This is a genomic window from Luteipulveratus halotolerans (genome assembly GCF_001247745.1).
Taxonomy (GTDB): domain Bacteria; phylum Actinomycetota; class Actinomycetes; order Actinomycetales; family Dermatophilaceae; genus Luteipulveratus; species Luteipulveratus halotolerans.
This window is the reverse complement of record NZ_LAIR01000002.1, coordinates 1,982,221-1,999,471: the sequence shown is the minus strand read 5'-3', so window position 1 is coordinate 1,999,471 and position 17,251 is coordinate 1,982,221. Positions and strand designations below refer to the sequence as shown.

The following is a 17,251-nucleotide window of genomic DNA, read 5'->3' as shown; positions in this document are numbered from 1 at the left end:
CGTTCCGGTGGCCGTGCACACCGCAGCCGTGCGGATCAGGTCCTGCCCACCCGGGCGGGAGTGAGATCCGGGAGATGATCACGATGGCGCACTCGCCCCATCGCCGCTGGTCCGGGTGCCAGCTGTGCAAGCCGCACAAGTTCCGTGACCTCGGGCGTGCGGACCGTGACCCCTGGGCGGTACGCCGCCGGCTGGGTCGCAAGCGCCGGTATCGCCGTGGGTTCGTGCCTGACGAGTGATCGGGTACGGCGACAGCGCCCCACCTCTCTCGAGGTGGCGCGCACCCGCTCCTGGTCCTGTCGCGAATCCGTCCAACTCATCCAGGTCGTGGGTTCAAGCCCACCCGCCCTACTTCACGCTCGACAGGAACGCCTGGGTGCGGGCGTGCTGGGGCGAGGCGATCGTCGTACGCGCATCGCCGTGCTCGACCACCACGCCCTCGTCGAAGAACGACAGCGTGTCACCGACCTCGCGCGCGAAGCTGATCTCGTGCGTGACCACGACCATCGTCATGCCGTCGCGGGCGAGCGCTTTCATCACCTCGAGCACCTCGTCGACGAGCTCGGGGTCCAGGGCCGAGGTCGGTTCGTCGAACAGCATCAGCGCCGGCTCCATCGCCAGCGCTCGGGCGATCGCGACGCGCTGCTGCTGACCGCCGGACAGCTGATGCGGACGCTTGTGCGCGTGCTCGGACAGCCCCACGCGGGCGAGCTGGTCGGCGGCCATCGCGCGAGCAGCCTTGGCATCCATGCCTTTGACGCGGATCGGGGCGCAGGCGACGTTGTCGAGCGCGTCCATGTGCGCGAACAGGTTGAACCGCTGGAACACCATCCCGATGCCCGCCCGGAACTGCGCAAAACGCTTGGGGTGCCACGCTTTTGCGCGACCGCCGGACAGGTCCCAGCCGACTTCCTCGCCGAGCACACGCAGGCTGCCGCCGTGCACGGGCTCGAGCCCGTTGATGCACCGCAGGAACGTCGACTTGCCCGAGCCCGACGGCCCGATGATGCAGCTGACCTCACCAGCGTGCACGTCGAGGTCGACGCCGTGAAGGACCTCCACGTCTCCATACGACATGTGCACCTCACGTGCGTGCACGACGGGGCCCTCAACGCTCGGATCCGTAGACGTGGCAACGCTGCTCATGCCCCGGCTCCTTCGCTCGCGGGCCGCCCGACCGTCGTACGGCCACGCACCCTTCCGGTGAGCCCGCCGCCGCGCACCAGGCGTACGGCGTCACGCCCGTAGCGCTTCTCCAGGCGCGTCTGCAGCCAGGTCGCGATCGCCGTCATGAGCATGTACCAGGCGCTGGCCACGATCAGCAGCTCCATGATCAGGTTGTTGGTCTTGTAGATCTGGCTGGCGTTGGTCATCAGGTCGTTGCCTGCGACGACGTAGACCAACGACGTCGTCTTGAGCATGGAGATGAACTCGTTGCCGGTCGGCGGGATGATGATGCGCAGCGCCTGGGGGAGCACGATGTGGCGCATCCGTCGGCCGGGCGTCATCCCGAGCGCGTACGCCGCCTCGGTCTGGCCCTCGTCGACGGCCTGGATGCCGGCGCGCACCGTCTCGGCGAAGTACGCCGCGAGGTTGAGGCCGAGTCCGAGCATCGCCGCGGTGAACCCGGTCATGACCTTGTTGGTGTCCCAGAAGACGCCGATCTCGGTGAAGGGGATCTTCAGGATCAGGTGCGGGAACAGGAACGCCAGGTTGTACCAGAAGATCAGCTGGACCAGCAGGGGAGTGCCCCGGAAGAACCAGATGTAGAACCACGAGATCGACCGCAGCACCGCGTTGTGCGACAGCCGCATGATCGCGAGCAGCACTCCGAGCGCGAGGCCGAGCACCGTGGCCAGGATCGAGATCTGGATGGTCACCCAGACGCCCGAGAGGGTCTTGCCGTCGAACAGGTAGTCCCAGACCTTGCCCCACTCCAGGTGGGGGTTGCGGATGATCAGCCAGGCCAGCCAGCCGACCACCAGCAGTGCGATCGCGCCCGCCGTGATCCGACCCCAGTGGATCGTGCGGGCGACCGGCGTCGGCGTACCGTGCTCGTCGACGAAAGGCTCTGTGCGAGTAGTCATCTCATCCCTTCCGTCACGTGCCGCCGTTGACGACCGCGGACTTCACGGCGAGCTTGTCGAGGTCCCATGCCGCGAGGATCTTGCGGTAGTCGCCACTCGCGATCAGCGACTGCAGCGCCGTGCGGACGGCGTCGATCAGCTGTTTCTCCTGCGGGTTCATCGCGATGCCCCACGGGCTTTCGGTGCAGGCGATCGGCACAGCCTCCGAATCGGTCTTGGGGTCGCCGGCGCGATAGGCGGCGACGACGTAGTCGGTGATGTTGGCCTGCGCGCGTCCGGAGGTCATGGCCAGCAGTGCGTCCTGATCGCCCGGGAACTTCAGGATGGTGACCTTGGGCTTGCCGGCCGTCTTGCACTGCTTGTCGTAGGTGGTGGCGAGCTCCAGCGACGAGCCGTTGTCGACGACCGAGACGGTCTTGCCGCAGACGTCCGCCGGCGTCCGGATCCCGGCCGGGTTGCCCTTCTTGACCAGGTACGCCGCGCCGGCGCTCACGTAGTCGACGAACGTGACCTTCTGCTGGCGCTCGGCGTTGTCGGTCATCGAGGTCATCACGACGTCGAAGCGGCTGGTGATGAGGCCGGGGATCTGGGCGTTGAAGTCCTCGTTGCGGACCTCGATGTGTACGCCGAGCCGCCGGGCGATGGCACGCGCCAGCGACGGGTCGAGTCAGACGATGGTCTTGCCGTCGGCCGCGAACATCTCCATCGGCGGGTAGCCCTCGGACGTCGACATCCGCAGCCCTTGTGCGCGGATCCGTGACGGCACGGCCGCGGTGAGTGCCGGGTCGGGCTGGATCGCGTTGATGACGGAGGCAGCCTTGTCGGACGCCGGCGCCTGGTCCGGGCCCTTCTGACCGGTCTCGCTGGCGTGCAGCTCGCTCAGCGGCCGGGCACCGCACGAGGCGCACCCCAGGAGCGCCGTGAGGGCGAGCGCCAGCCCGATCGGACGTGCACGACGACGGGCCATGGGCGTTCCCTCCTGCGGGCGGTGGTCAGGTCAGGTGAGCGGTGCTTCCCAGCGGCACGTGCCGCCGACGTAGGTGGCCAGGACACGGGTGTCACGCAGCTCGGTCGGCGTGACCTCGAACGGGTCACGGTCGACACAGATCAGGTCGGCCAGCCGCCCGGGCAGCAGACGCCCCTTGCGCTGGTCCTGGCCTGCGGCGTACGCAGCACCGACGGTGTAGGCGTCGAGCGCCTGCTGCAGGCTCAACCGCTGCTCGGGCTGCCAGCCGCCGTCCGGCGAGCCGTCGGGGCGCTGGCGGGTGATCGCGGCGTACAGACCGTGGAAGGGGTTGGGCTCCTCGACGGGCGCGTCCGACCCGAACGCCACGGGCGCTCCCGCACGCAGGAGCCCAGCCCACGCGTAGGAGGCCAGCTCGTGCCCCGCAAGCAGGCGGTCGGCGAGGTCGATGTCACTGGTGCAGTGCGTCGGCTGGAGAGACGCGACGACGCCCAGCCGTGCCATCCGATCGACGTCAGCGGGGCGCAGGTGCTGGGCGTGCTCGACGCGCAGCCGCAGTGCAGTCCCGTCGGGCATCGACGGGAGCGGGCCTTCGGCGAGCACGCGCTCGTACGCGTCGAGGACGTCGACGGCGGCTGCGTCGCCGATCGCGTGGGTCGCGACCGCGATGCCGGCACTCGTCGCCAGGCGGGTCAGGCGCAGCAGCTCGTCGGGCGGGGTGACGCTGATGCCGCGGTCGGCCGGGCTGTCCGCGTACGCCTCGCTGAGGTACGCCGTGTGCGAGCCGAGCGCGCCGTCGCCGAAGAGCTTGACCGGGCCGGTCGCGAACCAGTCGTCGCCGTCACCCGTACGGCGGCCTTCGTGAACGGCCTGCTCGAGGGCCTGCACCGGGATCGCCTTGTGCACGCGCATCATCAGGTCACCTGCAGCCTTCAGACGCAGGTACGCCGCCCGGCAGTCCTCGCCGTCGATGTCGTGGACGCTCGTGAGACCGACCGAGAGGAGCTCCTGCTGGGCGGCGCGCAGCAGTGGGTCGAGGTCGTCGGTGCTCGGGTCGTTCATGATCTCGCGGAAGGGCTGGTTGGCCGACTCACGCGTGACGCCGGTGGGCTCGCCGCGCTCGTCACGCACGATCTGCCCGCCTGCAGGGTCCGGGGTGTCGCGGGTGTAGCCGACCGCCGCGAGAGCGGCGCTGCTGGCCCAGATGGAGTGCCCGTCGATGCTGGGCAGAGCGATCTTGCGGCCGGGCGCCACCCGGTCGAGGGCATGGCGGTCGGGGCGGGCCGGGCCCTGCCAGCGGTTGCTGTCCCACCGGCCGCCGAAGACCCAGGCGTCCTGAGGCAGGTCGGCGACATGCGTACGCAGCAGGTCGAGCGCCTCGTCGAGCGACCGAGCGCCGCGCAGGTCGACCGACACGAGGTCGCGGGCGAGGTTGGCGGTGTGGATGTGGGCGTCGTACATCCCCGGCATGACCACGGTCCCGGGCAGGTCGACGGTGGACGCGGCATCGGCGGCGAGGCTCTGCGCATCGCCGGCCGCCACGACGACCTCCCCGTCCAGGAGCAGCCCGGTGACCACCGGTCGGGCTGGATCGCCGGTGAGGATGCGCCGATGGCGCAGCAGGACTCGGGACACCGTGGCTCCTTGGGGCGCAGGAGTCCCTCACGCTAGCCGCCGCGCGGGCCTCGAGCCGGGTACCGACACGGGGTCGGATGTGACCGATGGGGCGAAAGTGCGGAGTGGGGGATGGTGCTGACGGGGCGGTTGAGGCAGAATGGCCGCCGAGAACCGCAGATCGTCGACAGTTCTGGACTCCGTCGCGAGGTCGTTGGGGAAGACGTCCCTCGCAGCCTGAGGAGGACCGGATGTCTGTCTCGATGCCGCGTGCCAGCACGCGAGGCGTGGTGTTCATTCACTCCACGTCGACCGCGCTGTGCCCTCACATCACCTGGGCTCTGGAGTCCCTGCTCGAGGCCCCCGTACGCATCGAGTGGACCAAGCAGCCGATCGCGCCCGGCATGGTCCGCGGCGAGCTGTCGTGGGCCGGTGAGCCCGGACTGGGTGCTCGGATCGCCACGGCGCTGCGCGGATGGGAGCACCTGCGCTACGAAGTGACCGAGGAGCCGAGCCCTGGCTGCGACGGGTCACGGTGGTCGCACACCCCCGACCTCGGCATCCACCACACCTGGACCTCCGCGGCGGGCGACGCCGTCGTCAACGAGGACCGGCTGCGCTCCGCGCTCGCGGTGAGCAAGGGCGACCCCGAGGCGTTCCGCACCGAGATGGCCGAGCTGCTCGGCACGGCGTGGGACCAGGAGCTCGACCCGTTCCGGTACGCCGGCGAGGGCGCCACCGTGCGCTGGCTGCACCGCGTGTCCTGACGCGCCGCCACCCACCTGCGACGAAGCCGCCGTCTCCTCGGACGAGGAGGCGGCGGCTTCGTGCTGCCCGGCAGGATCGGTCAGAGCGGGATGTTGCCGTGGTCGCCCCGGCCGTCGGGCGCGTCGGCGATCGCGCGTGCGATGGCGGTGCGGGTGACCGTCGGCTCGACGACCTCGTCGATCACGCCGATCTCGACGGCGCGGGGGAGGCCGCCGGCCAGGCGTGCGTGCTCATCGGCCAGCTCGTTCTCGACCTGGGTGCGATCGGCGTCGTCGACCTCGGCGAGCCTGCGACGGTGCAGGATGCGCACCGCCGCGACGTGGCCCATGACCGCGATCTCGGCCGTCGGCCACGCGAACACCTTGGTCGCGCCGAGCGAGCGGGAGTTCATCGCGATGTAGGCGCCGCCGTAGGTCTTGCGCGTGATCAGCGTGACGCGGGGCACGGTCGCCTCGGCGAACGCGTGCAGCAGCTTGGCGCCGCGGCGTACGACGCCGTCCCACTCCTGGCCCACACCCGGGAGGTATCCGGGCACGTCGACGAGCACGATCAGGGGCACTCCGAACGCATCGCACATCCGCACGAACCGGGCGGCCTTCTCGGCCGACGGCGAGTCGAGACACCCGCCCAGGCGCATCGGGTTGTTGGCGATGACGCCGACGGTCCTGCCCCCGAACCGGCCCAGCGTCGTGACGATGTTGGGCGCCCAGCGCGGGTGCAGCTCGACGGATCCCTCGAGGTCGTCCAGGACGTTCTCGACGAGCGGATGCACGTCGTACGCACGCTTCGGCGACTCGGGGAACGTCTCGGCGAGGTCGCGGTCGCTGACCGCCCCGACGTCGAGCGAACCCTGGTCGGACAGGAGCGACGCCAGCTGACGACCGCGCTCGTACGCCTCGTCGGTGGTCTCGGTGACGACGTGGACGACGCCGGAGCGGCGCCCGTGCGGTTCGGGGCCGCCCAGGCGCAGGGCGTCGACGTTCTCGCCGGTGACCGAGCGGACGACGTCGGGCCCGGTCACGAAGATGCGTCCGTCAGGCCCGAGCACGACGATGTCCGTGAGGGCCGGACCGTACGCCGCACCGCCGGCCGCGGGACCGATCACCACCGAGATCTGCGGGATCTTGCCCGAGGCCCGCGTCATGATCGCGAACACCTCACCGACCGCGTGCAGCGACACGACGCCCTCGGCGAGTCGAGCGCCGCCGGAGTGCCACAGGCCGACGACCGGGACGCGGTCGGCGAGGGCACGTTCGTAGGCGCGGAGGATGACCTGGCAGCCGTTGACGCCCATCGCGCCGCCCTGGATCATCGCGTCCGAGACGAAGACGACCACGGGGGTGCCGTCGACCGTGCCGGTTGCGGCGAGCATGCCGCTCGCGTCCTGCTGGGTGATGAGCTCGACCGACCCCTCGTCGAGGAACGCCGCGAGTCGCGTGAGCGGGTTGCGCGGGTCGTGGTCGCGGTCGACCTTGGGGCGGGTGGCGACCGACGCGCTCGTGGCGGCCTCGCTGGGCTGACGGGCAGCCATCAGACGCTCTTGACGACGAGCGCGATGTTGTGGCCGCCGAACCCGAAGGAGTTGTTGAGGGCGGCGATGTCGCCGCCGGGCAGCTTGCGGTGCTCACCCGTGACGACGTCGAGCGTGATCTCAGGGTCCTGCTCGAGGAGGTTGGTGGTGGCCGGGATCAGCCGCTCGTGCACCGACTGGATCGTGATCACCGTCTCGAGCGCGCCGGCCGCGCCGAGCAGGTGCCCGGTCATCGACTTCGTGGCGGTCACGGGGATGTTGTCGACCGCGTCGCCGAACGCCCGGCGGATCGCGTTGGCCTCGGCGATGTCGCCGACCGGGGTCGACGTCGCGTGGGCGTTGATGTGCTGAATGTCCTGAGGGCTCAGGCCTGCTCGCGTCACGGCCTCACTCATGGCTCGGGCAGCGCCTTCGCCCTCGGGCTCGCCCGCGGTGATGTGGTAGGCGTCGGAGGACATGCCAATGCTGGCGAGCTCGGCGTAGATCTTCGCACCGCGAGCGACGGCGTGCTCGTACGACTCGAGCACGATGATCGCGGCACCCTCACCCATGACGAAGCCGTCGCGGTCGGCGGCGTACGGACGCGATGCGGTCGCCGGGTCGTCGTTGCGGGTGGACAACGCCTGCATGGCAGCGAAGCCCGCGACGGTCAGGGGCAGGATGGCCGCCTCCGTACCGCCCGCGACCATCACGTCCGCGCGGCCCTGACGGATCATCTCCGCGGCGTAGCCCATGGCCTCGGCCCCCGAGGAGCAGGCCGAGACGGTGGTGTGGGCGCCTGCGCGAGCCTTGAGCTCCAGCGACACGTTGCCGGACGCCGTGTTGGGCATGAGCATCGGGACGGTCAGCGGGTAGACGCGACGCGGCCCCTTCTCCTTGAGGACGTCGTACTGGGCGAGCAGCGTGTGCACGCCACCGATGCCCGTGCCGATCGCGACACCGAGTCGCTCCGGCTCGACCTCCGGGGTGCCCGCATCGGCCCACGCCTCCCGGGAGGCGATCATGGCGTACTGCGCGGACGGGTCCATGCGACGGGTCTCGACCCGCTTGAGGACGTCGGCCGGGTCCTGCTTGATCGTCGCGGCGAACGTGACCGGCAGCTCGTGCTCGGCAACCCAGTCGGCCTCGATGGTCCGTGCGCCGGGCGTGCCGGCGAGCAGTGCGTCCCAGGTCTCGGAGGCGGTACCGCCGAGCGGCGTGGTGGCGCCGATTCCGGTGACGACGATGCGCTGGTCAGCGCTCATGGTGTGGGGCTCCTACGTTCTGGGGTGCGGGGTCTGGCGGGCCGGGCGCGGCGGGGTCGTACGACGTTGGACGACACCCGCCGCACCACGATGGGGAGGTCAGCCCTGGGCGCCCTTGATGTAGCTGACGGCGTCGCCGACGGTCGACAGGTTCTTGACGTCGTCGTCGGGGATGCGGACGTCGAACTTCTCCTCGGCGTTGACGACGATGGTCATCATCGACAGCGAGTCGATGTCGAGGTCCTCGGTGAACGACTTCTCGGGCTGCACCTCGGCGGGCTCCAGCCCGGTCTCCTCGTTGATGATCTCGGCGAGGCCGGCCAGGATCTCCTGCTCGGTCTGGGCCATCGGTGTCTCCTCTTTCGGTTGGGCATTCGGTCTCGGCCGCAGCCGGTGCTGCGACCGCCCGTGCTGGGCGTGGGCTGACCCGGATTACCCGCCGGGCCGTCGGGAGACGTCAGGGCAGGACCACGACCTGCGCCGCGAACACCAGGCCGGCACCGAAGCCGACCTGGAGCGCCAGGCCACCGCGCGGCACCTCGCCCTCGCGCAGCATGCGCTCGGTGGCGAGCGGGATGGACGCGGCCGAGGTGTTGCCGGTCTCGGCGATGTCGCGGGCGACCGGGATGTCGTCGGGGAGCTTCAGCTGTTTGAGCATCGCGTCGATGATGCGCATGTTGGCCTGGTGCGGGATGAACGCGTCGAGATCGGCCGCGGTGATGCCGGCCTTGTCGAGCGCCTGCTGGCACACCGGCGCCATCGACCACACGGCCCAGCGGAACACCGTCTGACCGGCCATCTTCAGGGTCGACGCCTCACGTGCACCGGCGACCTCGAGGTCGGACCAGTCCTGCGGCTGCCCGGTGGTCTCCTCCTGGTCCCATCGGCGCAGGATCTCATCCCATCCGACGCGCTGGCTGATGGTCTCCCAGTTGGTGCCGTCGGATCCCCACACGGTCGGTCCGATGCCGGGGGTGTCGCTCGGTCCGACGACGGCCGCTCCGGCGCCGTCGGCGAGGATGAACGACGTGCCACGGTCGTGCTTGTCGGTGATCGACGAGAGCTTCTCGACACCGATCACGAGGACGTACTCGGCGCTGCCTCCGCGCACCATGTCGCTGGCGAGCGAGATGCCGTAGCAGTACCCGGCGCACGCGGCCGAGACGTCGAACGCCGGGACACCGTCGGCGCCGAGGCGGGTGGCGAGCAGCGGTGCGGCAGCAGGCGTCTGGAACGGGTGCGTCACCGTCGCGACGACGATCGCACTCAGCTGGGCGGCGGAGATGCCGGCCATCTCGAGCGCAGGTCGTGCAGCGGCCTCGGCCATGTCGACGACCGACTCGTGCTCGGCCGCCCAGCGTCGGGTCACCACACCGGACCGCTGCCGGATCCACTCGTCGGAGGAGTCGATCCAGGTGCAGACCTCCTCGTTGGTGATGACGCGCTCCGGGCGATAGCCACCCACGCCGTGGATGCGCGAGTGGCGCGCACCATCGCTCGAGGCGAGCTGGCCAGTTCCTTTGGGCTGCAACGTCATTCGTCAGACTCCTTGAGGGTGGAGGCGGAGGAGAGGCTGCCCGGGAGCGACCGGGTCGCCGTCCTCGACGAGCCACTCGATGACGCGTCCGCCGTGGCCGGCGAGGACGTCGTACTGGTCGCGCAGGGTGGCGACCTGAGCGACGACCGAGCCCGGTTCGACGACGTCACCCTCACCGGAGCGGTCGAACGAGACGACACCCTTGGCCGGCGAGATCACCAGACGCCAGGACGGGTCCATCGCCGTACGCGGCGCGCCGTGCTCACGAACCATGCGGTGTGCGGCCTCGAGGTCGTCCGGGGTCTTGACGGCGAGCGTCTCGACACCGGGCAGACCGCGCTTGGCGAGACCGGTGAGCGTGCCTGCGGGCGGGATCTCGATGAGGCCGGTGACGCCCATGGACACGAAGGTCTCCATGCACAGGTCCCAGCGCACCGGGTTGCGTACCTGCGAGACCAGCCGACGGAGCACGTCACGGCTGTCGTGCACGACCTGACCGTCGGCGTTGCTCACGAGCGGGACCCGCGGGTCGTGGGTGCTGATCGAACGGGCATAGCCCGCGAGCGTGTCGACCGCCGGCGCCATGTGCTCGGTGTGGAACGCGCCCGCGACCTTCAGCGGGATGACTCGCGCCTTGGCCGGAGGGGCCGAGCGCAGTGCGTCGAGCTGCTCGAGGGTGCCGGCGGCCACGACCTGGCCCGCACCGTTGATGTTGGCCGGGGTCAGACCGTGCTGGGTGAGCGCAGCCGTCACCTCGTCGGGATCGCCGCCGAGGACTGCGCTCATGCCGGTCGGGCGCACGGCGCTCGCCTCGGCCATCGTGCGTCCACGCTCTCGGACGAAGACCATCGCCTGCTCGGCGGTCATCACGCCGGCCGCGGCGGCGGCGGTGATCTCACCGACGGAGTGACCGGCGCCCGCCCCGACGCGGCGGAAGCCGTCGGCCGGGTGCTCGAACAGCGCCAGCAGCGACAGCAGCCCGGACGCGACGATCAGGGGTTGGGCGATCGCGGTGTCCTTGATCGTGTCCTCGTCGGAGGTGGTGCCGTGCGTGACCAGGTCGATCCCGGCGACGGCGGACAGCCAGCCGAGCCGGTCGTGGAAGCCGGGCAGCTCGAGCCAGGGTTGGAGGAAGCCGGGGGACTGGGAGCCCTGTCCAGGGCAGACGATCACGAGCACCCGTCCACTCTTTCCTCCGTACGCCGTGTGCGACGTGAACGAGTCCCACGACGCTGGGTCCGCGGAGTTGGAGGTTTCCTACAAGACGGTGGCTGCACCTCGGTGGGTGAACGACCGATCATGACGGGCGGTCATCGGGGCCGGGGGCGCGGCGCCAGCGGCGCGGCGCCAGCGGCGCGGCTCGTCCAGCAGCGCCAGCGTCATCGCGATGCGCACGGTGAAGGCGTCGTGCGGTGTCGTCAGGTCATAGCCGGTGAGCTCCAGGATGCGACGCAGGCGGTAGCGGACGGTGTTGGGGTGGACGAACAGCAGTCGCGCGGTCTGCTCCAGGCCGCCCGCCTCCAGGAAGGTCGTCGCCGTCTCGAGCAGTGCTGCGCCCGATCCGGCGAGGGGCCGCTGGACCCGGTCCACCAGAGCGCTCTGCGCGCGGGTGTCACCGTTGATCGCACGCTCGCCGAGCAGCTCGTCGGCGAGGCACGGCCGGGGAGCCTCCGGCCAGGCACGCGCCGCGGCGAGGCCCGAGAGGGCTGCCCGGGCCGACCGCCCGGCCGCGAACACGTGGGGCACGACCGGGCCGACCACGATCGGTCCGCTGCCCCATCTGGACTGCATCTGCGACACGAGCCCGAGCGGGTCGTCGACCCCGCCGAGGACGGCCATCAGCCGATGGCCCTGCACGGCGGCAAGGCCTTGGACCTCACGTCGATCCGCCTCAGTCCGTAGGGCATCGACCACACCGGACTCGCTGCCCTCGGGTGCCTCGCCGGCGACGACGACGATGTTGCTCACCGAACCCCAGCCGAGCGCTGCGACACGTGACTGCATGGCGTCGTCGGCCTCGCCGCGCAGGATGGCGTCGACCACCAGTGACTCCAGCCGCGCGTCCCACGCGCCGCGGGCCTCGGCCGCCTGCGCGTAGACCTGCGCCGCCGCGAACGCGATCTCGCGCGAGTAGTGCATGACCGCCGCCTGCAGCACCATCTCGTCGCCGGGCGCGGCGACCACCTCGACGTTGGCCTCGACGACGTCGATGACGGTGCGCACGAGGTCCAAGGTCTGCCGCAGGCTGATCGACCGGGTCAGCTCAGCCGGGGCCGACCCGAACACATCGATCGTGCCCGCCGGAGTGCTCGACGGGTCGCGGACCCAGCCGATGAACGCGCCGATGCCGGCCTGCGCGACCAGCCCCACCCAGCTGCGGTCCTCGGCCGACAGTGCGCGGTACCAGTCGTGCGTGGCCTCCATCCGCTGTGCGGCCTGGGTCGACAGCGCGCCGGCGTGCCGTTCCAGGCGCCTGCGGGTGGCCGCGGACGTGCGCAGCTGCATCGTCGACATCCGACCAGCCTAAGCCGGGCTTTGTAGAGAACGCACAGGTTCGTACCGTCCCGCGGGCGCGGCGTACGCGCTCCGGCACCAGCCGGTCATCTGCCCGTCGCCGATCCGCACGCTCTGCGTCACCCATCGGGCGCCGATCCGCGGTGTGATGCACGGTATGGATCGTCGAACCTTCACCGGCATCGCCGCTGCTACGGTCGCGAGCGTGGTCGCCGCGCCGAGTGCAGCCCAGGCAGCAACCTCCTCCGCCCGGTCCGCGGGCCGACCCGGCCGACGGCCGGGCTCGCCTCTCGTGGTCGGCCACCGCGGAGCCTCGGGCTACCGCCCCGAGCACACGCTCGCCTCCTACACGCTGGCCGCTCACCTGGGCGCCGACTTCATCGAGCCGGACCTGGTCATCACCAAGGACGGCGTGCTCGTCTGCCGGCACGAGCCCGAGATCAGCGGCACGACCGATGTCGCCCAGCACCCCGAGTTCGCCTCGCGTCGCACGACCAAGTCGCTCGATGGCGTCGCGACGACGGGCTGGTTCGTCGAGGACTTCACCCTCGCCGAGCTGCGCACGCTGCGCGCCGTGGAGCGCCTGCCCGAGCTGCGCCAGCACAACACCGTCTACAACGGCCTCTGGCAGATCCCGACCTTCGAGGAGGTGCTGCAGCTGCGCAAGGAGCTCAGCCGCGACCTCGGCCGCGAGATCGGCGTCTACCCCGAGACCAAGCACCCGACGTACTTCCGGGCGATGGGTCTGCCCCTCGAGGAGCGGCTCGTGCCGCTCGTACGCAAGCACGGCCTCGACCGGGCCAAGGCGCCGATCTTCATCCAGTCCTTCGAGCTGAAGAACCTGCAGGACCTGCGCCACCGGCTCGGGGTCAAGGCGCCCCTCGTCTTCCTGACCTCTGCCAAGGGCGGTCCGTTCGGCGACGGACGCACGTACGCCGAGCTGCTCACGCGCTCCGGTATGGCGACCTACGCCCAGGACATCGACGGGCTCGGACCCGATCAGTCGCAGGTGATCTCGCGCAAGGCCGACGGCAGCACCGGCACCGTCACCACCCTCGTCGCCGACGCGCACGCCAACGGCCTGTCGGTCTGCCCCTACACCGTGCGTGCCGAGAACGCGAACCTCCCGACCGACTACCGCACCGGCACCAACCCCGCCGACTTCGGTCGGGTGCTCGCCTACTTCGCGGCGCTGTACGCCACGGGTATCGACGGCATCTTCAGCGACATGCCCGACCTCGCAGTCCTCGCACGCGACCTCGACTGACCCGCTTCGGCACAGACGGCCCGCACCCCGTTACGGGGGAGCGGGCCGTCTGCGTGGAGCACTCAGGAGGCCACGAAGACCGTGCCCGCGCCGGTGAAGGTGCGCTCGCCGTCGTACGGCTCGATCGTGCGGGCGGCGTCGGGCGCGAACGAGGCGATGTACGCCGTCGCCGCGGCATGGTCGGCCACCGCCCGCGCCGTGTGGTGGTGGGCCACGACGTGCTCGAAGTGCGCTCGCAGGGCGGCCTCGCCGTTCTCGGAGGAGAACTGCGTGCGCGCCGGACCGATGCCGGCCAGGGCCCGCAGATCGGCGGTGTGGCGCTCACTGTTGGTCGCTGCGATGAACCTGCCGCCCGGACGCAGCACCCGGCGTACCTCAGCGATCGTCCGCTCCAGGTCAGGCACGTGGTAGAGCATCCACATCGCGCAGACGACGTCGAACGACGCGTCCGCGTAGGGCAGATCGGTGGCGTCGACGACCTCGGCCGAGACGCCTCGCTCACGGCTGAGGTCGACCATCCGCTCCGACTGGTCGGTGGCGGTGACCGTTGCGTCGGGCAGGGCAGCGGCCACTCGAACCGCGAACTCGCCTGTGCCGCAACCGATCTCGAGCACATCCGCCGGTGCGACCTCGACCACGCGAGCCAGTGCAAGGTCGTGGGGCGCGGTCCCGTCGACGGTGCCTCGCCAGATCGAGCGCCGCGCCTCGAGCGGCTCCTCCGAGGAGTACTGCCGACGGACGGTGGCGCGGTCGTGGCCGATCGTGCGGCTGTGCGTCATCCCGGCACGCTATCCCGCGACAGCAGTGCCGGTACGACGAACGGGTCGCCTCCTCATCAGGAGACGACCCGTTCGGCGGGGCGATCGGTCAGGACTCGCCGCCGGCGTTGCCGGACGTGCCGGCTGTGACGTCGAGCAGGCGGTACTTCTCGGCCGCCTGGCGCGGGGCGTCGGCCGTCATCTCACCGGCGTCGGCCAGCATCTGCAGGGCGCGCACCGCCATCGAGGGTCCGTCGATGTGGAAGACACGGCGTGCGGCGGCGCGGGTGTCGGAGAACCCGAAGCCGTCGGCGCCGAGCGAGGCGAACTCCTGCGGCACCCACTGAGCGATCTGGTCCTGGACCGCGCGCATCGAGTCGGACACGGCGACCACGGGACCGGGAGCGTCCTGGAGCCGCTGCGTGACGTAGGGGGTGCGGCGCTCCTCGTCGGGGTGCAGGAAGTTGTGCTCGTCGCACGACATCGCCTCGCGGCGCAGCTCGTTCCAGGACGTCACCGACCAGACGTCGGCGACGACGCCGAAGTCGTCCTTGAGCAGCTGCTGTGCCTCGAGGGCCCACGGCACGCCCACGCCCGACGCGAGCAGCTGGACTCGACGGGCGTCGGCACCGACGCCGTCGAAGCTGCCCTCGCTGACACGGTGCATGCCGCGCAGGATGCCCTCGACGTCGACGCCCTCGGGCTCGGCCGGCTGGACCATCGGCTCGTTGTAGACCGTCAGGTAGTAGATGACGTCCTCGGGGTCGTCGCCGAACATGCGGCGCAGACCGTCCTGCATGATGTGCGCGATCTCGTAGGCGTAAGCCGGATCGTAAGCAACCACAGCGGGATTCGAGGACGCGAGCAGCAGGCCGTGACCGTCGGCGTGCTGCAGGCCCTCGCCCGTCAGGGTCGTCCGGCCGGCGGTCGCGCCGATGAGGAAGCCACGCGTCATCTGGTCGGCGGCGGCCCAGATGCCGTCACCCGTGCGCTGGAACCCGAACATCGAGTAGAAGACGTAGACCGGGACCATCGGTACGCCGTGCGTGGCGTAGGACGTGCCGACCGCCGTGAACGCCGCGATCGAGCCGGCCTCGTTGATGCCGAGGTGCAGGATCTGACCGTGCTCGGACTCCTTGTAGGCGAGCATCAGCTCGGCGTCGACCGAGGTGTAGTGCTGGCCGTGCGGGTTGTAGATCTTGGCGGTCGGGAAGAACGCGTCGATCCCGAACGTGCGCGCCTCGTCCGGGATGATCGGCACGACGTGCTTGCCGAACTCCTTGTCGCGCATGAGCTCCTTGAGCACCCGCACGAAGGCCATCGTCGAGGCGACCTCCTGCTTGCCCGAGCCCTTCTTGGCCACGCCGTACGCGGAGTCGGCGGGCAGCTTGAGCGAGGGCGCCGTCGTACGCCGGCTGGGCAGTCCTCCGCCGAGCGTCCTGCGCCTCTCCTGGAGGTACTGGATCGCCGGGTCGTCCTGGCCGGGGTGGTAGTACGGCGGCAGGTAGGGGTTCTCCTCCAGCTGCGCGTCGGTGACCGGGATGTCCATCGAGTCGCGGAAGTTCTTCAGGTCGTCCAGCGCGAGCTTCTTCATCTGGTGCGTGGCGTTGCGACCGGCGAAGTGGGTGCCGAGGCTGTAGCCCTTGATGGTCTTGGCGAGGATGACCGTCGGCTGGCCGTGGTGGTTCATGGCGGCCTGGTAGGCGGCGAAGACCTTGCGGTAGTCGTGGCCGCCGCGCTTGAGCTTCCACCAGATGTCGGCGTCGCTCCAGTCCTTGACCATCGCGGCGGTGCGCGGGTCGCGGCCGAAGAAGTGCTCTCGCACGTACGCACCGTCGTTGGCCCGGAACGTCTGGTAGTCGCCGTCGGCCGTGTCGTTCATGAGGTGGACGAGTGCGCCGTCGCGGTCCTGGGCCAGCAGCGGGTCCCAGCCGCGGCCCCAGACGACCTTGATGACGTTCCAGCCCGCGCCGCGGAAGAACGACTCGAGCTCCTGGATGATCTTGCCGTTGCCACGGACCGGGCCGTCCAGCCGCTGCAGGTTGCAGTTGATGACGAAGTTGAGGTTGTCCAGCTCTTCGTTGGCGGCGAGCTGCAGCAGGCCGCGCGACTCGGGCTCGTCCATCTCGCCGTCGCCGAGGAACGCCCAGACCTGCTGCTGGCTGGTGTCCTTGAGGCCGCGGTGGTGCAGGTAGCGGTTGAGCTGGGCCTGGTGGATCGCGTTCATCGGCCCGATGCCCATCGAGACCGTCGGGAACTCCCAGAAGTCGGGCATGTTGCGCGGGTGCGGGTACGACGGCAGGCCGGCCCGCTTGCCGTCGATCAGGTGTGAGTGCTCCTGGCGGAACCCGTCGAGCTGGTCGGCCGAGAGCCGTCCCTCGAGGAACGCACGCGAGTAGATGCCGGGCGAGGCGTGCCCCTGGATGAAGACCTGGTCGCCGCCGCCGGGGTGGTCCTTGCCGCGGAAGAAGTGGTTGAAGCCGACCTCGTAGAGGGTGGCGGCCGAGGCGTAGGTCGAGATGTGGCCGCCGACGCCGATGTCGGGACGCTGGGCGCGGTGGACCATGATCGCGGCGTTCCAGCGGATCCAGGCGCGGTAGCGGCGCTCGACGTCCTCGTCGCCCGGGAACCACGGCTCGGCCTCGGGCGCGATGGTGTTGATGTAGTCGGTCGCGGTGAGGGAGGGGACGCCGATCTGACGCTGCCGGGCGCGCTCGAGCAGCTTGAGCATCACGTAGCGTGCGCGCGCCTGACCGCCCTCGTCGATGGCTCCGTCGAGGGAGTCCAGCCACTCCTGGGTCTCCTCCGGATCGATGTCCGGCAGCTGGCTGGGGATTCCGTTCAGGATCGGTCCTGCGTCCTTGCGTGACACGGTCGCTGTCCTCTCTGCATGTCCTGGCTCTGCGCCCAAGTCTGCTCCCCGTCGGGCGTGCTCGCGACGCCGGGAGGGTTACCCGTGAGTACTGT

At 70.4% G+C, this 17,251-nt stretch carries 15 protein-coding genes; 2 read left to right on the top strand and 13 right to left on the bottom strand.

Annotated elements, in window-relative coordinates; translation table 11 throughout:
- Positions 1-348 precede the first annotated feature (348 nt).
- Genes VV01_RS10090 through VV01_RS10070 form a run of 5 tightly spaced genes read right to left on the bottom strand, consistent with a single transcriptional unit; the run spans position 349 to position 4,686 of the window.
- Entirely contained in the window at positions 349-1,146 is a 798-nt protein-coding gene (locus VV01_RS10090) for an amino acid ABC transporter ATP-binding protein (RefSeq protein ID WP_050669767.1), read from the bottom strand.
- Positions 1,143-2,087 (bottom strand): amino acid ABC transporter permease, encoded by a 945-nt coding sequence (locus VV01_RS10085; protein ID WP_050669766.1) that lies wholly within the window; start codon positions 2,085-2,087, stop codon positions 1,143-1,145. Before VV01_RS10085 ends, VV01_RS10090 begins: the two co-directional genes overlap by 4 nt.
- 13 nt (positions 2,088-2,100) lie before the next feature.
- Positions 2,101-2,742, bottom strand: a complete 642-nt coding sequence (locus tag VV01_RS22300) for a transporter substrate-binding domain-containing protein (protein WP_197275173.1) — start codon at positions 2,740-2,742, stop codon at positions 2,101-2,103.
- Between the two features lie 12 nt (positions 2,743-2,754).
- Entirely contained in the window at positions 2,755-3,054 is a 300-nt protein-coding gene (locus VV01_RS23850; RefSeq protein ID WP_050669764.1) for a hypothetical protein, read from the bottom strand.
- Positions 3,055-3,084: 30 nt separating this feature from the next.
- Positions 3,085-4,686 (bottom strand): amidohydrolase, encoded by a 1,602-nt coding sequence (locus VV01_RS10070; RefSeq protein WP_050669763.1) that lies wholly within the window; start codon positions 4,684-4,686, stop codon positions 3,085-3,087.
- A gap of 230 nt (positions 4,687-4,916) precedes the next feature.
- On the opposite strand from VV01_RS10070, the gene VV01_RS10065 reads away from it, so the two are divergent.
- Positions 4,917-5,432, top strand: coding sequence for a DUF3145 domain-containing protein (locus tag VV01_RS10065; RefSeq protein ID WP_082220922.1), 516 nt, complete (start codon positions 4,917-4,919; stop codon positions 5,430-5,432).
- An 80-nt stretch (positions 5,433-5,512) separates the two neighbouring features.
- Here VV01_RS10065 and VV01_RS10060 read toward each other — a convergent pair whose 3' ends face one another.
- From VV01_RS10060 to VV01_RS10035, 6 genes are all read right to left on the bottom strand, one after another.
- Positions 5,513-6,964, bottom strand: coding sequence for an acyl-CoA carboxylase subunit beta (locus VV01_RS10060; RefSeq protein ID WP_050669762.1), 1,452 nt, complete (start codon positions 6,962-6,964; stop codon positions 5,513-5,515).
- Positions 6,964-8,208 carry a beta-ketoacyl-ACP synthase II gene (fabF, locus tag VV01_RS10055; protein ID WP_050669761.1) on the bottom strand — a complete coding sequence of 415 codons (1,245 nt, stop codon included), beginning with the start codon at positions 8,206-8,208 and terminating at the stop codon, positions 6,964-6,966. The genes VV01_RS10060 and fabF overlap by 1 nt, the downstream gene beginning before the upstream one ends.
- Positions 8,209-8,307: 99 nt before the next feature.
- On the bottom strand, positions 8,308-8,556 hold the full coding sequence (locus VV01_RS10050; RefSeq protein ID WP_050669760.1) for an acyl carrier protein: 249 nt from the start codon (positions 8,554-8,556) through the stop codon (positions 8,308-8,310).
- Between the two features lie 109 nt (positions 8,557-8,665).
- Entirely contained in the window at positions 8,666-9,745 is a 1,080-nt protein-coding gene (locus VV01_RS10045) for a beta-ketoacyl-ACP synthase III (protein WP_050669759.1), read from the bottom strand.
- Positions 9,746-9,748: 3 nt separating this feature from the next.
- Complete coding sequence (locus VV01_RS10040) at positions 9,749-10,924, bottom strand: acyltransferase domain-containing protein (RefSeq protein ID WP_050669758.1); 1,176 nt, start codon at positions 10,922-10,924, stop codon at positions 9,749-9,751.
- A gap of 78 nt (positions 10,925-11,002) precedes the next feature.
- Positions 11,003-12,259: a PucR family transcriptional regulator gene (locus tag VV01_RS10035; protein WP_071606347.1), complete on the bottom strand. Its 1,257-nt coding sequence runs from the start codon at positions 12,257-12,259 to the stop codon at positions 11,003-11,005.
- A 157-nt stretch (positions 12,260-12,416) separates the two neighbouring features.
- On the opposite strand from VV01_RS10035, the gene VV01_RS10030 reads away from it, so the two are divergent.
- Entirely contained in the window at positions 12,417-13,526 is a 1,110-nt protein-coding gene (locus tag VV01_RS10030; protein ID WP_050669757.1) for a glycerophosphodiester phosphodiesterase, read from the top strand.
- A 62-nt stretch (positions 13,527-13,588) separates the two neighbouring features.
- Here VV01_RS10030 and VV01_RS10025 read toward each other — a convergent pair whose 3' ends face one another.
- The gene (locus tag VV01_RS10025) at positions 13,589-14,305 is read right to left on the bottom strand and encodes a class I SAM-dependent methyltransferase (protein ID WP_050669756.1); all 717 of its coding nucleotides are present in this window, start codon (positions 14,303-14,305) and stop codon (positions 13,589-13,591) included.
- A gap of 88 nt (positions 14,306-14,393) precedes the next feature.
- A complete protein-coding gene (gene aceE, locus VV01_RS10020; RefSeq protein WP_050669755.1) occupies positions 14,394-17,156 on the bottom strand; it encodes a pyruvate dehydrogenase (acetyl-transferring), homodimeric type in 2,763 nt (920 codons plus the stop codon).
- Positions 17,157-17,251: the final 95 nt, after the last annotated feature.

Excerpts from the sequence above, each read along its gene's own strand:
- VV01_RS10030 (WP_050669757.1), top strand. The coding sequence starts at position 12,417 with ATGGATCGTCGAACCTTCACCGGCATCGCCGCTGCTACGGTCGCGAGC.
- VV01_RS10085 (WP_050669766.1), bottom strand. The coding sequence starts at position 2,087 with ATGACTACTCGCACAGAGCCTTTCGTCGACGAGCACGGTACGCCGACG.
- VV01_RS10065 (WP_082220922.1), top strand. The coding sequence starts at position 4,917 with ATGTCTGTCTCGATGCCGCGTGCCAGCACGCGAGGCGTGGTGTTCATT.
- fabF (WP_050669761.1), bottom strand. The coding sequence starts at position 8,208 with ATGAGCGCTGACCAGCGCATCGTCGTCACCGGAATCGGCGCCACCACG.
- VV01_RS23850 (WP_050669764.1), bottom strand. The coding sequence starts at position 3,054 with ATGGCCCGTCGTCGTGCACGTCCGATCGGGCTGGCGCTCGCCCTCACG.
- VV01_RS10050 (WP_050669760.1), bottom strand. The coding sequence starts at position 8,556 with ATGGCCCAGACCGAGCAGGAGATCCTGGCCGGCCTCGCCGAGATCATC.
- VV01_RS10090 (WP_050669767.1), bottom strand. The coding sequence starts at position 1,146 with ATGAGCAGCGTTGCCACGTCTACGGATCCGAGCGTTGAGGGCCCCGTC.
- VV01_RS10035 (WP_071606347.1), bottom strand. The coding sequence starts at position 12,259 with ATGTCGACGATGCAGCTGCGCACGTCCGCGGCCACCCGCAGGCGCCTG.
- VV01_RS10025 (WP_050669756.1), bottom strand. The coding sequence starts at position 14,305 with ATGACGCACAGCCGCACGATCGGCCACGACCGCGCCACCGTCCGTCGG.
- VV01_RS10060 (WP_050669762.1), bottom strand. The coding sequence starts at position 6,964 with ATGGCTGCCCGTCAGCCCAGCGAGGCCGCCACGAGCGCGTCGGTCGCC.
- VV01_RS10045 (WP_050669759.1), bottom strand. The coding sequence starts at position 9,745 with ATGACGTTGCAGCCCAAAGGAACTGGCCAGCTCGCCTCGAGCGATGGT.